Below are 16,059 nucleotides of genomic sequence, written 5' to 3' on the forward strand. Positions count from 1 at the left end.
AATGGACGTTGCTGTCAGTGTCAAAGACCTCACGAAAAAGTACAGTTTGTACAAGGATCCATGGGGGCCAATCAAAGAAGTTTTTACAAAGAAAAAATTCCATAAAGACTTTTATGCCCTTCAAGACGTCTCAATCGACTTTCCAAAAGGCGAGTCGATCGGCATTTTGGGTAAAAACGGATCCGGCAAGTCTACGTTGTTGAAAGTCATAACTGGCATCGCAGAACCTACAAGCGGCACCGTGGATGTCCACGGATCGATTGTCTTTCTAGATGTCAGTTCTGGCATCGATTCAGAACTTAGCGGCTATGACAATATTTTCATGAAGGGCATCTTGCTTGGCTATACCAAAGAACAGATGATGGAAAAAGTGGATGACATCATTGGATTTTCCGAACTGGGCGAATTTATAGAGCAACCAGTGAAAAACTATTCAGCAGGGATGAAGTCAAAACTCGGCTTTGCCATATCAGTCAATGTCGATCCAGATATCCTTATTGTCGATGAAGCTCTAGCGGTAGGGGATTCCCTGTTCCGTGCAAAATGCATGAACAAGATGAATGAATTCAAAGAACAGGGAAAAACGATCATTTTCGTTAGCCATGACAATAATGCAGTAGAATCATTTTGTTCTAAAGCAGCGTGGGTTCATCAAGGGAAATTGATCACATATGGAGATTCGAAATTTGTTGGCTCACTTTACAACGATTTCATGAGCGGCAGAAAAACGATCGAGTCTGTGCGTGCTGAAATTGAATACAAACATTCGATCGAAAAGCTTGTTTTCGGCTCCGATCATGAAGGGTTTGCATTCGAAATAAGCGGCTATCTCCATGACCATAATCACAAGGATGTTCATGCAGAATTTGATTTGGTGGTCCGTGATAATCGGACGGGCGAAACAGCTGTAAAAGCTATGTCTAAGGCTGAAAGTGGATTTTCAGTCCAAATGACTGAGAAAGAATTTCCGTTGTTCTTTAAACCCGGAAAATTTAGTTTCCTGGCGCGTTACCGTGCTCAAACAGGTGAAACGGCTGAGTTTACTCTATGGTCTGGAAAAGCTGAAATTGAAGAGCGCGAACAAACAGCCCAAAAACATTTCCTATACAAATTTGCACCGAACAAGAACGCTTTGGAATTGAGTATAGAAAATGTGGAAAAAGTGGAGCAGCAAGTCAATAAAATCTGGTTCGATGATAAATTCGCCTATATTGAAGGCGTCGCTTTTGTGCGGGGTTATGAAACAAAAACAGCCGATTCAGTGGCAATGGAATTTCATTTAACGAATCTCGCTTCGTTCCAGCGGAAAGTTTACCAGGCAGAAATTGGTGAAACTGAGGAAATTACAGAAAATCCGGTTTATAATCCCCAAGGGAAAGTATATAATTTTTCGAGTTTTAAAGTGGCCATCGATCTCGAAGAACTTGAAAATGGATTGTATGAGAGCCATTTGATTTATGAGATGAAGCAGGCACCCCAAAACAAGATGACTATTTTAGTATGGGCATCCAAACATCAGGAATATCCTTCTGAACTTTATTCAATCGACAATAAAACAATTGAAATCAAAACATCTACGAAGTACCTCCAACTGGAGAAAAAGGATAAGAACTAATAATTATCACGTCAGAATAATGGCTGGATAATATTCGAGGAGTAATTGCATGCAAAGCAGGAATATCGTTTTTCTAATAAATGAATACAATAATCATGGCGGTGCACAACGGGTTGCCTCCATTTTGACTGAAGACTTCAGGGCAGATGGGCATAATGTATCGATTTTAAGCATTAATGAGCAAAAAAATGTACCGAGTTATTTTTCATCGGATGTACCTGTAAAAGTCCTGCATCAGGACGGCTACCGTGCACCGTTGCCAATCGAAATTTCATCAAACTTAAAAGCTTTCCGGGTCAAGAAGGTCGCAAAAGAATTGAACCGGCGCCGTTTACTGAAGAAAAAACGGGACGAAGTCGTGCGTTTTTTCGAAGCTTATGGCGAAGAGGAAGTCTTTGTAATTACAATACAGGTATACGGTATGCAATGGATTCGCCCACTCCTCTACAAACCCAATATAAAAATAATCGGCCAAAGCCATGAGAGCGTCGAAGCATCAAAAGGCTCACACAGGTATAAACGCATATTAAGCCATTATCGCCAAGTGTCGAAGTTTTTGTTGTTGACTGAAAAAGACGCTGATTACTTCCAGAATCTTGGCTTTACGAACACAGGCGTTATGCACAATCCCTCGCCATTCCGCCAATACAATGAGCCCGACCTTTTATACAGCAATAAAAAGATCATTTCTTCAGGAAGACTTATAGAGGATAAAGGCTTTGACGTATTAATTGAAGCCTTCAGCGTAGCAGCAAATGACATTCCTGGCTGGACTCTCCATATTTACGGAGATGGGCCTGCAGAAAAATCACTCAAAAATCTTGTGCGGGTATTCGGTATGGAAGACCGCATTTTCCTTGAAGGCCAGACAGAAGATATCCAATCTGCACTATCGGCTTCCAGCATCTTCGCCTTATCTTCGAAAGCGGAAGGATTGCCAATGTCGCTGATTGAAGCCCAATCCTGTGGATTGCCTTGTATTTCAACGGATTGCGCACCAGGGATCCGGGAAATTGTAACTGAATACGAAGACGGCTATATTATTCCGGTCGGAGATGTGCCGCTTTTAGCGCGCCAGATAAAACATCTTGCAAGTAGCCCGGAAATATTTAAAGAATTTAGCGAGAATGCTTATTCGAATGGCTTGAAGTTCGAAAAGGACATGATCAAAAATCAATGGTATGAGCTTTTTGAAGAATTGGGAGGTCAGTAAAATGGTCCGCAGCTTAAATAACATTAAACGGCCAAAACTCTCAGTAGTTGTCATCGCCTTTAACAATGAATTATATATAGAAGAAGCATTGGATTCGATCAAAGAGCAAACATTCCAAGACTTTGAAGTAGTAATTGTAAATGATTTCTCTACCGACCGGACTGGGGAATTGATTGACCAATACGTTTTGGATAAACCGAAGTTTAAAGCCATCCATCTTTCCGAAAATAGCGGAGGCTGCAGCACGCCCCGTAATACAGGGATTGAAAACACTACCGGTGAATATATCATGTTCTTAGATGGTGATGATTGGTATACAGTGACTGCTTGTGAAAAAATGGTTGAGGCGATTGAAAGAACAAAGTCTGATTTCGTAGCAGGCCAAGCTATACGTACTAATAATTATGAAATTTGGTATTATAACCAAATCTACTCTAAAGAACGCATCAATATTAACATCCGGGAATTTACTATGTTGTTATTCGACAGTATGTCGACTAACAAGATTTACAATAGGAATTTTCTTGATAAACATCATTTGCGGTTTCCAGAAGGCATCCATTATGAAGACGTGCTGTTTACAGGCCAGGCTTACTTTTTAGCCGATTCTGTAAGCATTATCCCAGAGCCGATCTATTATTGGCGTGTAGTGGAAAATGCAGCAGTCAAGTCAATCTCGAACCGTCGTTTTGAATTCGAAAACTTCGAAAACAGAATTATTTCCCACCGGTATTATGATCATTTCCTGAAAGAAATAGGGGCACAGCAATACCAAGGATTTAAGAACAATCGGTTTTTGAGGCACGATTTGAAGCTGTATACCAACGATTATTTATTATTCGATGAAGATTACAAAGCCAGGTTCCAAGCACTTATTCATGAATACCTACATGAAGTTATGGATGAGTATGCTTTTATACGCTTGAATGAACGCGATCGCATTCTTTATTATTTGCTGTATATTGGAGATAAAGAGGCGTTTGATGATTACATTTCGTATATCAATGGATTGCCGACAAAAAGTAATCGGGTCTACAACAAAGGGAATTCTTATTATTTTGCCGCAACTGTGCCCGGGAAAAATGATGAAAAGTTCTTAGCGATTCAACGGCCAGAAATTCAATATATGATTTCCGATATCCATTTGGATAATGAACAATTTTCTTTTAAAGCTGAAGTAGAGGTCAATTCCATCGACCTTTCAGAAATCACTGCTTATTGGATGCTGCGAAATAGGCAAACAGGAGCTCTTCTGGCTTCAGAAGAACCGTTGAAGGGAACAGTCCATTTCAATGTGAAAGAAATGACTGCTGGAAACTACTATCTTTCACTTTATGTTAAACATAGAGGGAATCTTCATCGAGAACTTGTAAAGAATACACATATAGCCGAACTGCCGAACATTGAAGTGAGAGAAGGTGACTTGGCGAAAGGTATTTTTGTCAATCAGAAGAATTCTTTCTCAATCCGGGTAATTCCGACTAAAACTGTTGATATTGTAAAGTGGAAAATGTCGCAAAGCAGCATTGTCCAATCCAAGAAGAAACAGACTGGACGATCCGGCTATCAAAAGCTGATTGAAAAGTTAATACCCAAACTTCCTGTCCGCCCGAAATGGGTACTGTTTGAAAGCCATATGGGCAAACAATACAGTGACAGCCCGAAATACCTTTATGAGCAATTGGTAGACAGCGGCCAAAATTTCAAATACATCTGGTCTTTCCAAAATCCGGATAACGTTGAAGTGCCGGGACCTGCTATCAAAGTGAAACGCAACAGCCTGAAACACTTCTATTATTTGAATCGAGCGAAATTCTGGGTCGATAATCAAGGCATGGCCCGTTTAGCGAACAAAAAAGACAAACAGGTGTACGTGCAGACATGGCACGGAACTCCTTTGAAAAAGATGGGTTACGATCAAAAGAAAACACCAAATAAGAACGAATTGGCCGGCTTGAAACTGCAGACGGATGCATGGGATTATTTGATCTCTCCTAATCGTTATACGAGCGATATCCTGCGCAGAGGGTTCCGTTATGCGGGTGAGATTTTGGAAACCGGTTATCCGAGAAACGATATCTTAGTCAAGAAGCCGGAAAATATCATGCAAAAAGTCCAGCAGCATTTCGGAATTACGGAAGGGCAAAAAGTTGTGCTTTTCGCTCCGACATTCCGTGATTGGGATCCGAACTCGTTTGAAAAAGTCTTAGATGATGTCCAAGCCCTGAGCAAGGAAACCGACAGCAATACAATTGTCCTATTGCGCCTGCATTATCTTTTGTCTGAGGCAATTTCCCAATTGGAACTTCCATCTAACATCATTAATGCTTCAACATATCAAGATATTCAAGAGCTGTATTTAGTATCTGATGTCTTGATTACAGATTATTCTTCCGTGATGTTCGATTACGCCCTTTTGAAACGGCCAATCATTTTGTATTGCTATGACTTGGAAGAGTACATCACAAGACGCGGCATGTATTTTGATTTTGCTGATAAAGCGCCTGGTCCAGTTTGCGAAACGATGAGTGAAGTAGTACATTATTTAAACCATCCATCCGAATTGGATCAATTTAATGGATCATTAGAAAATTTTGTCGCAGAATTCGGCAGCATTGAAGATGGCCATGCTGCGGCCCGTGTTGTAGAAAAAGTATTTGGTCTTAAATAAAATGGAAAAAGAGTTGCTGAAACGGCAACTCTTTTTATTTCTATAAAAGAATGGGAGGTAAGCAGAATGGCTGAACTTGTTTCAATTGTAATACCAGTCTACAATGCGATTCCTTATTTGAATGAATGTCTTGCATCGGTCAAGTCACAAACCTTCTCTAATTACGAAGTGATTATGGTAAATGATGGTTCGACGGATGATAGTGAAGAAATCCTTAACGCTTACGCCCATAGGGATTCCCGATTCAAAGTTTATAATCAGGAAAACCATGGACTAGGTTACACTCGAAATCGGGGGATCTCCCTAAGCCAAGGAAAATATCTCTTTTTCTTGGATGCCGACGATTCTATTCCTCCAAAAGCGATTGAGTCTCTTTTTAAAGCTGCTGATAAGACCCATGCAGATTACGCTGTAGGGAAAGTGGTCCGTTTTAATGAGAATCGAAAATACATTCCAATACGCCACCTCGAATTTAATTTGTATCGTGATTCAGGATCAACTACACTTTCCACACATCCGGAAATGCTGCAGGATAGCATAGCTTGCAACAAATTATGGAGAAAATCCTTGATTGTTGAAAATGGTTTAGCATTTAAAGAAGGGAAATATTATGAGGATCTAAATTTGACGATGAAGGCCGCTGTTTTGGCGAAAAAAATTGAAGTGATCAACGAAGTTGTCTATCATTGGCGAGTTAGGGACGATGAGGATACACCTTCTATTACACAGCAACAAATGAAACTGGATAATACGCTGCATCGGCTTGAAGCATTGCAGGAAAACCGTCAATGGTTGGAAGAAATGGCGGAAGATAAGAATATAATCGAACAAAACGACCTTAAAAGCCTATATGATATTATCAGGCTGCATGCTTTAAAATATGCGCTTATAGAAGAAAAAGATAGGGAAGAATGGGAAAGCGTGGTTCTAAGATTTCTTTCAAGCGTATCTAAAACAACAGCACTCCAATTACCGCCAAAAGAAAAAAATATTTATGATCTTTTGATAAACAAAGATTATTCGAATCTGCTGCTTTTTTCGCGAATGTTGACTAACTCTGAAAGTGAATCTATCGTTTCTCAAGAAGACGGAAAATTCATTTTAAATGGTTTTAGCAAGCGATTTGAAATTACTCAATTCTTGAAACCGACCGTAATTATCGGGACAGTTTCAAATCGTGGGACAAAATGGTTGCTAGACGGGTTCATACTAGTGCCAAAAGCGTCGCGTTCAATGGCAGGAGAATTATATGCTCAAGACCGTGCCACAGGTGAAAAAATAATATGCGGAAATTTTAAAACTGAGCAGGTTGACGATAAAGCCATCTATCCATTTGAAAATCAGACTTTTACAAGTGAAATAAATGAAAGTAATTTTCAAAACTATAATAAAAAAGCGGTATTCGATTTCTATTATCGGCTGAATGACTATCCGGAAATTCAACCTGCTAGAGTGAGGTTGCCGTTTACTTCAATAATAAAAGAAGAGAAGTTGACCATAGGTTATGTCTCGTTAAAACTATATGGAACGAATTATGGAAACTTGAGCATGACGCTTCAAGTAAAAAGAAAGAAAAAACTTTTAGACAAATACTTCCGATTTTTAACTAAGAAGTAAGAGATTGTTTTAAAAGAGGGGGAGGCTCATGGCGAGGCGCTACATTATTGCGGTTTCGGTGTTATTGGCGTTAGGCATCGTACTGCTCCTAATTGGATTCTCGAAAGATGATGCGGCAGGCGAGGCGTTTTCGCCATCAGCCGCTTATACTGGCAAAGGAATGGGCACAGAAGAACGGCAATGGGTCGGGGACCGGAAAAGTTTGCCTCCCGGGTCTTATACAGTGAAGACTGATGAAACAATTAAAATAACAATGAGGGATGGCATCAAGCTTGAGGGCCGTTTATTGCTTCCGCAAGGGCTGGAGGGCCCGTATGCTACGATTGTCCAATTGAATGGCTATGGGAATGGCAAAGCGGAAGGGCCGTCTGAAGAACCGCTGATGAATTTGGCGGAACGGGGCTACGCAGTGCTCCATGTCAGCATGAGGGGAACGGGGGCATCCGAAGGCGAAATCGGACTTTATGAATCTTATGCCGCAGACGGCTATGATGTGATCGAATGGGCAGCATCCCAGCAATGGAGCAGCGGTGAAGTCGCAACGGTTGGCGCCTCGCTGCAAGGCATTACACAATGGCTTGCGGCAAAAGAGCTGCCGCCGAGCTTGAAAGCAATCAGCCCCGTCATTGCCTGCGCCGATTGCTATGAATTCTTATGGCATCCTGGGGGGATGGAAGCGGGGACAGGCAGGGTTGAACGGACCGAAGAATTCCTGGCTGCGAAAGTCCACCGGAATTACGACAGCTGGTGGCAGGATCGCACTGTTGCAGAAAATCAGCTGCACGAAATTGCGGAGGCAGGCGTAGCGGTGCTCGTTTCCGGCGGCTGGAACGATTACATCAGCCCGGGCAATGTGGATGCCTATGAACACATCCGTTCAGCAGAAGGAAGCGGCCACTTGATCATGTCCGCAGGAGGGCATTCGCGTTTATCTGCGGTTATGCCGTATGAATTTGAGGATTACCAGGCGCTGTGGCTCGACCATCAATTGAATGGAGAGCAGAACAGCGTGAGTTCATCGCCGCCGGTTTTGATATATGTACAGGGAGCCGAGCAATGGCGCTACGAAAGCGCATGGCCGATCCCAGATGCACAGCTTGAGGAATTGTTTTTCAGCGATCAAAAAAGCGGATCCATCTTCAGCCTTAATGATGGGTCATTGACAGAGCAAGCACCGAGAAAGCCTGTAGCTTTCACGAGCTATGGCTATTCGCCGATCAAGGGGCCTTTTTTGCCGACATTATTGAGCGCAACGGGGCGTTTTTTGGCTAATCAGCATAAATACGAAACGAAAACAGCGACGTGGACGACAGGCAGGCTGTCGGCGCCGACTGAAGTGACCGGCGTTATGAAGGCTAAATTTTGGGCGGAAGTGAATGCGGAAGATGCGGATTTCGTGCTGCAGCTGACCGATGTCGCCCCTGATGGCAGCTCGAAGCAGGTGGCCGCCGGGTATTTGAATGCGAGCCGCGCCGAATCGAGAACAGAACCCGAGCTCCTCATTCCTGGGGAAATCAACGAGTATACAGTCGAATTCCAGCCTACATCCTATGTTTTTCAAAAAAATCACCGGCTGCGCCTGAGCATTGCAGGTGGTGCAGAAATGCAGCCGGACCAGAAATCACCGCAAGGCCCTGGCAAGAACCAAAGGCCATCAGCGGTGACAATTTATCAGGACGAAAACCATCCATCCAGCCTGTCGCTGCCATTGATCGGTGTGCCGGCATTCGACACAATGAAATGAAAACCAAATCAAAAGCCGCAGCGGACGCTGCGGCTTTTTGCTATTCATCCCGTACTTCTAAATTGATTGGGCGTATTGTTCCCCATGGAGAGACATCGATGGTCACTTGCAAATCGACTGCATCTTCCAAATCAGGTCCAAGGCCTTGTTCAACGTAATATTGTTCAAGCTGTGGTGCAACGACACGGTTATCATAAGTGGTGCCGCTGATGGCGCCGAAAAACGGTTCGTTTTCCATCCGGTCAATGACCGCGTAGCCATCTGTTTCTTCTTTCAAGGTGAAATAGATGGGTCCGTCTTTGATGCCGGAAGGCGCTTCAAGATCAGGATATTGCAGCATGACATATTCGCCATAGAACGGATCGAACGGATCGTAAGGTTCGGCACGGAGCATGTATTGGTCACCGAACCAGGAAGCCGCATAGAAGCTGGTGACAAGGATTGCCACGAATACGGTCATGAGTATAGGCAGGAGCCATGTTTTCATGGTGAAACACCTTCTCTCTTACGGTTGAGCCACCAGGCGATGCCGGAAAGGGCGAACAGCAGAAGCGCACCGATCAGGAAGAACAGCGACATATCCAGGCGTTCCCACGCATAGATGACATAAATGACGAATTGTACGACGATGAAATAAATGAAGCCGAGTGCCAGTGGTTTATCTTGCCGTTGGGCAATGATCAAATAGGCGAGAGCTGACAGTTCGGCGACGATCGCCAAGGCGATGGCTGTTTCATCAAATAACAGGAAGCCCATCGCGCCAAGCAGGGCAATCCACATGACTGGTCTGAATTTGACATACGCCACCACTAGGACAACGAGCCCAGCTACTGCTAACGCAATCGATTCCGGCCAATTCAAGTCGACAAGCGACATTTCGGTTTCGCCGCGCACTGCTAAATAGACCACGAGCATGATTGCGCCAAAAACCAGGTACAGCGGCGACAGCAAGCGCTGCTTGTCAGCCGGTATGATGATTAGCAGCAATACGAGCGCGAATAAAGTCCAGACTGGCCAAAACGGACTGTTATACTCGACCAGATTCCACAGCATCAGCCCTGAGAAGAACAGCAGCATCCAGCTGAAAATCATCGGTGCATTGTCTTTGCTGAAGAAGAACCATGCCAAAGCCACGGCAATGAAGATTCCCCATTCAAGCCAGCCGGCTTGCGGCAGGAACGACATCAATGTTGAGATGCCGAATATGAATGCGACAACAGAGTAAGCAAAATGGCGCCAGTAGAAGTAATGGGCTAGTGCAGCAATGTAGATAGCCCACGGCAACACCGAGTTGGATGTAGAAAAATGGAATGTCTGCGCAGTTACCAGGATACTCGCTGCGAACATTGCCAAACCGAGCAGCCTGAAAATGATCGGACGTCCAAAATGCTTTTTCTCTGAAAAATAAGCTAAGATATAAAAAATCCACATCAGCAAAACGACCATAGCCACTTTCAGCAAATCCGGGATCAGCTGCCAGTTGGCGGCGATAAAACTGAAGACGGCCAGAGCGAAGAAAATAAGTCCGATGACCAAAAGCAACGGCACTTTTCTCTTTTGCGGCTGGCGTTTTTCAAATGCTAAAATGCGGTCGAAAGCCGCTTGGTCCAGCAATCCTTCGTTGCGCCACTGCACCAATTTCCGTTCGGTTTCCATACAAGCACCTCCCTAATCTTTACCTGTATTATAAACCTTTATTATCAGAATTGATAGAAAATAAGAGCGGTTAGGCACGCAGAAACAGGAATATTTTACTGCATATTTGATTTTCAACATGCATTGGCATTTAACAGTTAAAGCTGGTTTTAAGGGAGCCGCGAAGGGTAAAATGGGGAAAAGGCCTTTGGCCGAAACCATCAATGGGAGCTCGTATTTAAGAGGGGGAAGCATAATGGCTAAAGATTATATATTGTCAATCGACCAAGGGACCACCAGTTCACGTGCGATTCTGTTTAATCACGAAGGGGAAATCGTCGCGGTCGGGCAACAGGAATTCGAACAGTTTTTCCAGAAGCCTGGCTGGGTGGAACATGATGCCAGCGAAATATGGACTTCCGTACTGGCTTGCATAGCGCAAGTGCTCCGTATCGCAGACATCAATCCGAATCAGGTGGCAGGGATTGGCATTACGAATCAGCGTGAAACAACAGTTGTCTGGGACCGCCATACTGGCCGACCTGTGTACAAAGCAATCGTTTGGCAATCCCGCCAGACAGATGCAATCTGCAAGGATTTAAAGGAGCAGGGCCTTGAAGGCAAATTCCGGGAGAAAACAGGCTTGCTGCTCGACGCTTATTTCTCAGGGACGAAAGTCAAATGGATCCTTGACCATGTGGAAGGCGCCAGGGAAAAAGCGGATCGCGGCGACCTGATGTTCGGAACGATCGATTCATGGCTGGTCTACAAGCTGTCAGGCGGCAAACGGCATGTGACGGATTACAGCAATGCGTCCCGTACCTTAATGTACAATATTTACGAACTCCAATGGGATAAGGAATTATTGGCTATTTTAACGGTGCCGGAAAGCATGCTGCCGGAAGTGCGGCCATCGTCTGAAATCTATGCCCATACAATCGACTATCATTTCTTCGGCTGCGAAGTGCCGATTGCGGGAATTGCCGGAGACCAGCAGGCAGCATTGTTCGGCCAAGCATGCTTTGAAAAAGGCATGGCCAAAAACACCTATGGCACCGGCTGTTTCATGTTGATGAATACCGGCGAGCAAGGCATGAAATCCGAACACGGCTTGCTGACTACGATTGCTTGGGGAGTCGGCGGCAAAGTGGAGTATGCGCTGGAAGGCAGCATATTCGTAGCGGGATCCGCTATTCAATGGCTGCGTGACGGGCTGCAGCTGTTGGACAAGGCTTCCGACAGCGAACAGTTCGCAAGGCAAGTGGAAACCGCTGATGGGGTGTACATGGTGCCGGCTTTTGTTGGGCTCGGGACGCCTTATTGGGATACGGATGCACGAGGGGCGATTTTCGGCTTGACGCGCGGCACCACCAAGTCCCATTTGATCCGCGCCACTCTTGAATCTCTCGCGTACCAGACGAAGGATGTCGTCGATGTCATGGTCGAAGATTCCGGCATCGAGCTGAAAACATTGCGCGTCGACGGCGGAGCAGTAGCCAATGACTTGCTGATGCAATTCCAGAGCGATATGCTCGGAGTGCCTGTGGAACGGCCGGAAGTCCAGGAAACCACTGCACTCGGCGCTGCTTATTTAGCCGGTCTCGCTGTCGGCTATTGGAAAGACAAAGAAGAAATCGCACATCAATGGAAGCTTGATAAGACATTTGATCCGTCGATGGAAAATGGCCAGCGAGATGAGCTGTACAGCGGCTGGAAGCAAGCCGTCGCGGCCACCAGAACGTTCAAAACAAAGAATGGCGGCTGACCCATATTTGTTGGCGGCCAAAAATTGAATGCAGAGCCTGTGGATTGTTTACATCCATAGGCTTTCAGACTATAGGCAAAATCTAATCAACATGAATAACTGTGTATAACCCAACCGGTCTAGCCACTTCGCTTTCCGTGGGCTCAGCTTCAGCCTCCTCGTCACTGGCGTTCCTGCGGGGTCTTCAGCCTTCGCTGTCCCACAGGAGTCTTCGTGGCCAGTCCGGTTGTCAGCATCTTGCTCTAATTGGAGAGAGTAACCAACTCATCCATTTTTTCATAAGCAATCTCTCAAGGATTCGGAGCGCAATGCGGCGACTCCAGCGGAAGAACGGAGTGATGAGACCCCGAAGGAGCTTGCGACGAGGAGGCTCAGCGCTTCGTCCGCGGAAAGCGTCCGCATGGAGCGCAGAATCCGGTATACCTAAGATGAAATGACTTTTTATTCTTTAAATAGCTAAATTTTTATTTGTCTACTACCCGAAAGCCTGTGGATTGCCTACATCCACAGGCTTTTTTTATTGAAATAAAGGGTTATTGCGTCTGCCGTCGTATGTTATTCAGTAAATCAGCTTGCATTCTTTGAAATGGGGTGGAAACATGGGGAACAGGAAAGGCAAAGGCTTGTGGCAAAAAATGGCCCTTAGCGGCGCAGCTGCGGCTATCGTCTATACGCTGCATGTCATCATTGGCGGCGCTTTATGGGATGGCTACAGCCATGTCAGGCAGACCATCAGCGAATTGACCGGCAACGGCGCTCCAGATGCGGGCATGCTGAAAATATTCACCGTTATTTATGGCATCTTGGCTTTGGTTTTTTCCGTGTCGGTGTACATGCTTTTTTTGAAATACAAGGTCCATAAATGGGCATTGACTGGAGCGGCGCTGCTGATCGTCATGGAATTTACATCGCTTGTGGGCTATAACCTATTTCCGCTCGAAGACGGAGGTGCTGTACTGACTGCCGGCAACCTCATGCATTTGGCAGTAACAGCGATTGTCGCATTGTCGGCAATCGGGGCGATTTTTGCCATTAGCTTCGGCCTGCTGAAGACAGAGTATTTCCGGTCAATCGGAACGCTATCGCTGGTTTGCGCGGTGGTGGTGACCATTTCAGGAATTGCCACACCCGTTGTGCTGAACAATGGCATGGCTATTGCTGGCCTGGTGGAACGCATCAATATCTTCACATTGCAGCTTTGGCTCCTATGTCTTTCGCTTTTCCTGTTCAACGCCAAGCTGCCAAAAAAATCAGCGTTGGATTTAGAACGGATTGGCCTTATCGATGTGTACCGGCAATCCGGGCGGTGATGACAATGAAAAAAACCGCTCTTCCGAAGTGCGGAAGGGCGGATGGCATTAATAATAGTTGATCGGCGTATAAACGGAGTTCCAAGCTTTCGGGCTTTTGCCATATGCATTTGCCCCCAGGTCGCTATTGAATAAGGTGAAAGCGATGAGCGCAACCCATCCGATGACAGGAACGAGATACAGCAGGGACCACCATCCGCTGCGGCCGGTGTCATGCAGGCGGCGTATCGTCACAGAGACAGTTGGAGCGGCAATGGCGAGCGCGTAGATTGTAGATAAGATGCCGATATCCTGAGCCAATTGCAGCCCAAGCAATGTTTCGATAATGATTAGGCCTGCAGCAAGCACTGAAGCGATCAGCATGAACATCCAAAACTCTCTTCTTCTGGACCTCCCTTTGAAATCGAATGACTTTTTGACGGCATTTACAAAATCCTGCATAAACAAACCTCCTAGGTAGTAATGCTTAATTAATATGATTATACCAATCTACCTAAATGCTGTATAGATAGTTTTAACCAAATATACTGATTATTTTCAATTATTGATAAATAGAGAGGAAAAAATACAAAAAAAGCCGTCTTTTGCTAAAATGCAAAGACGGCTTGAGTCATTTAAGTGATGAAAAATTTTCTGGCTTCTAACTATCGCCAGCTTCGGCTTTCTTTTTCAGCTCAGCCAACAGCCAGTAGTTGAGATAGAATCCCTCCGCACGGATCAATTCGCGCTCTTCAGGGATTTTCTCATGGATGAAACTGTCGATCAACCCCAATTCCAGCACCTGGTTCCAAGGATCGCTTTCCAGCTGTTCATCTGTGAATACGGAAATCATGAAAGAGGCAGCGCCATTCCGCGTCAGGATTTGCTGCTCGACGCCTTCAAGGGCATAAATAGCGTCGAAGCGAGGCTTGTAGAGATTATGCAATTTCTGGTCTATGCGCAAAAGGCCCATTGACAGCATATTCGAGAAGTTAATGGTGTTGAGCGGTTCTTCAACCCCTAAGTCATTCGTATAGCCCCCCGCAGCCAGGCCGTAATCCAGGTGAAATTGCACCGCGCCGTCAAACCACTCGCCTTCATAAGGGTAGGGCAGGTCGAAATGATCCAGCATCGCGCCTTGGTTTTTCAAACCAGTGCGCAGTTCCTGTATCGCTTTTTCGTTATTTGCCAATTGGCGGAAGGTGATGTTTTTTTCGAGCGACAATGCCGCTGCGGCACCTCCCGCTTCACCAGCTGCCATGCCAGTCGGAATAATACGGGCGCTGCCGGCAGCGAGTGAAGAATAACCGGCTGAGCGGCTGACAACCAACAGGTTTTCAATTTCGAGCGGCACCAATGAGCGGAAAGGAATAGCGTATTGCACCGGGCTCGAGAGAACATAGCCATAATCCCCTAATGAAGTTGCTTGAACATCGACAGGGTAGCCGCCGAATCCGATGCTGTCCCAGTGGTCAGCGTTTTTCCAGATGTCAGACATGGGCAGCATATATTCGGATTTTATATGGCGCGTTTCCCGGACGTATAGCTCGGAAGGGGGTTCCGCGATAACTGCGTTTTCAAAGCCTGGGAAATTGGCACGGAGATAGGACAGGATATGTTCTGCTTCCCGATTGCCTTTTTCCAGTGCTTCCGTTTTTGATTTTTTGTCGAGGCCATCAACGCCGAAGATCTGAAGGGCATTGATATAAAATTGTTCCTCGCCGCCTTCTGGTATTGTGCGGACGATATTCAAGCCGCGCAGGCGCGTGTTCCCTTCTTTGGGTTTGTAATCGTAATGCAATTCACTGAAGCCCCAGCCAACGGAAGGGGTCACTTCAGCAGGGCCGAAGGTTTCTTCTTTGGCCGCTCTTTTTACACCTTCCCAATCAACGCCTGTTAAATGGATGACCGGAGTTACAGCCATCAAGCGGTCTTTGAGGTTGATGTCCTCGCCTCCTAAATAATAGGGGGCACCGGCATCGGTAGCAAAGGTGGCGTCTTGGGTTGCGTCGATAAAACGGCTGCCGTAAACAGTGAATTCTTTGCCTTGTGTTGTCAGCACCGCACCAATGACAGTGGAATTGCCGTCTTTCACTGCGTTTTTGAGCTCAGTATTGAACGATAGGGTCAGCGTGGGTTCTTTTTCCGCGAGTTCCAAAAAAGCACTTTTGGCTCTTTCGATTTCAAAAGCACTATCAGCACCGACCATTTCATGCCATTCTTTGAAAATACCGCCGATAGCATTATGGCCTCCGATACCTTGGACCATATCGATGAAGTTGAGTTTGCCGAATGTCATAAGCCCGCCAAGCCCGCTCCGTTCTTCCACCAGCAGAACTTCAGCGCCGTTGCGTGCAGCTGAAACGGCTGCGGCCACCCCTTCAGGTTCTCCGCCTATTACAATAACGTCATAACTTTCCTTGCTTAGCGGTGCCTTGCTGGCAGAAGAGGTCTCGAAAAGCCAAGCGATACCAAAAATGATGGCTGCAAGGGCTGCTCCAGCGAGTCCA

The 16,059-nt window shown here is 45.6% G+C and carries 11 protein-coding genes; 7 read left to right on the forward strand and 4 right to left on the reverse strand.

Annotated features, from left to right (window positions below; genetic code table 11):
* The first annotated feature begins 1 nt into the window (after nucleotide 1).
* From QMA09_RS08025 to QMA09_RS08045, 5 genes are all read left to right on the forward strand, one after another.
* Nucleotides 2-1,615 carry an ABC transporter ATP-binding protein gene (locus QMA09_RS08025; protein WP_290212721.1) on the forward strand — a complete coding sequence of 538 codons (1,614 nt, stop codon included), beginning with the start codon at nucleotides 2-4 and terminating at the stop codon, nucleotides 1,613-1,615.
* 49 nt (nucleotides 1,616-1,664) lie between these two features.
* Nucleotides 1,665-2,828, forward strand: coding sequence for a glycosyltransferase (locus QMA09_RS08030; RefSeq protein WP_290212722.1), 1,164 nt, complete (start codon nucleotides 1,665-1,667; stop codon nucleotides 2,826-2,828).
* A gap of 1 nt (nucleotide 2,829) precedes the next feature.
* Entirely contained in the window at nucleotides 2,830-5,499 is a 2,670-nt protein-coding gene (locus tag QMA09_RS08035) for a bifunctional glycosyltransferase/CDP-glycerol:glycerophosphate glycerophosphotransferase (protein WP_290212723.1), read from the forward strand.
* A 66-nt stretch (nucleotides 5,500-5,565) separates the two neighbouring features.
* Entirely contained in the window at nucleotides 5,566-7,116 is a 1,551-nt protein-coding gene (locus QMA09_RS08040) for a glycosyltransferase family 2 protein (protein ID WP_290212724.1), read from the forward strand.
* A 28-nt stretch (nucleotides 7,117-7,144) separates the two neighbouring features.
* Nucleotides 7,145-8,860, forward strand: a complete 1,716-nt coding sequence (locus QMA09_RS08045; RefSeq protein WP_290212725.1) for a CocE/NonD family hydrolase — start codon at nucleotides 7,145-7,147, stop codon at nucleotides 8,858-8,860.
* Nucleotides 8,861-8,900: 40 nt separating this feature from the next.
* Here QMA09_RS08045 and QMA09_RS08050 read toward each other — a convergent pair whose 3' ends face one another.
* Entirely contained in the window at nucleotides 8,901-9,347 is a 447-nt protein-coding gene (locus QMA09_RS08050) for a GDYXXLXY domain-containing protein (RefSeq protein ID WP_290212726.1), read from the reverse strand.
* Nucleotides 9,344-10,516, reverse strand: coding sequence for a DUF2157 domain-containing protein (locus QMA09_RS08055; protein WP_290212727.1), 1,173 nt, complete (start codon nucleotides 10,514-10,516; stop codon nucleotides 9,344-9,346). The genes QMA09_RS08050 and QMA09_RS08055 overlap by 4 nt, the downstream gene beginning before the upstream one ends.
* A gap of 235 nt (nucleotides 10,517-10,751) precedes the next feature.
* Here QMA09_RS08055 and glpK point away from each other — a divergent pair, with 235 nt between their 5' ends.
* Nucleotides 10,752-12,260, forward strand: a complete 1,509-nt coding sequence (gene glpK, locus QMA09_RS08060) for a glycerol kinase GlpK (RefSeq protein WP_290212728.1) — start codon at nucleotides 10,752-10,754, stop codon at nucleotides 12,258-12,260.
* 599 nt (nucleotides 12,261-12,859) lie between these two features.
* On the forward strand, nucleotides 12,860-13,570 hold the full coding sequence (locus QMA09_RS08065) for a DUF998 domain-containing protein (RefSeq protein WP_290212729.1): 711 nt from the start codon (nucleotides 12,860-12,862) through the stop codon (nucleotides 13,568-13,570).
* A 48-nt stretch (nucleotides 13,571-13,618) separates the two neighbouring features.
* Here the strand turns inward: QMA09_RS08065 and QMA09_RS08070 are convergent, their stop codons facing one another.
* The gene (locus QMA09_RS08070) at nucleotides 13,619-14,011 is read right to left on the reverse strand and encodes a DUF805 domain-containing protein (RefSeq protein ID WP_290212730.1); all 393 of its coding nucleotides are present in this window, start codon (nucleotides 14,009-14,011) and stop codon (nucleotides 13,619-13,621) included.
* A 199-nt stretch (nucleotides 14,012-14,210) separates the two neighbouring features.
* Nucleotides 14,211-16,059: FAD-dependent oxidoreductase (locus tag QMA09_RS08075; protein ID WP_290212731.1), on the reverse strand; the 1,849-nt coding region annotated here is incomplete at its 5' end.

The organism is Planococcus sp. APC 3906 (assembly GCF_030407685.1).
GTDB lineage: Bacteria > Bacillota > Bacilli > Bacillales_A > Planococcaceae > Planococcus > Planococcus koreensis.

Excerpts from the sequence above, each read along its gene's own strand:
- QMA09_RS08025 (WP_290212721.1), top strand. The coding sequence starts at position 2 with ATGGACGTTGCTGTCAGTGTCAAAGACCTCACGAAAAAGTACAGTTTG.
- QMA09_RS08030 (WP_290212722.1), top strand. The coding sequence starts at position 1,665 with ATGCAAAGCAGGAATATCGTTTTTCTAATAAATGAATACAATAATCAT.
- QMA09_RS08035 (WP_290212723.1), top strand. The coding sequence starts at position 2,830 with ATGGTCCGCAGCTTAAATAACATTAAACGGCCAAAACTCTCAGTAGTT.
- QMA09_RS08040 (WP_290212724.1), top strand. The coding sequence starts at position 5,566 with ATGGCTGAACTTGTTTCAATTGTAATACCAGTCTACAATGCGATTCCT.
- QMA09_RS08045 (WP_290212725.1), top strand. The coding sequence starts at position 7,145 with ATGGCGAGGCGCTACATTATTGCGGTTTCGGTGTTATTGGCGTTAGGC.
- QMA09_RS08050 (WP_290212726.1), bottom strand. The coding sequence starts at position 9,347 with ATGAAAACATGGCTCCTGCCTATACTCATGACCGTATTCGTGGCAATC.
- QMA09_RS08055 (WP_290212727.1), bottom strand. The coding sequence starts at position 10,516 with ATGGAAACCGAACGGAAATTGGTGCAGTGGCGCAACGAAGGATTGCTG.
- glpK (WP_290212728.1), top strand. The coding sequence starts at position 10,752 with ATGGCTAAAGATTATATATTGTCAATCGACCAAGGGACCACCAGTTCA.
- QMA09_RS08065 (WP_290212729.1), top strand. The coding sequence starts at position 12,860 with ATGGGGAACAGGAAAGGCAAAGGCTTGTGGCAAAAAATGGCCCTTAGC.
- QMA09_RS08070 (WP_290212730.1), bottom strand. The coding sequence starts at position 14,011 with ATGCAGGATTTTGTAAATGCCGTCAAAAAGTCATTCGATTTCAAAGGG.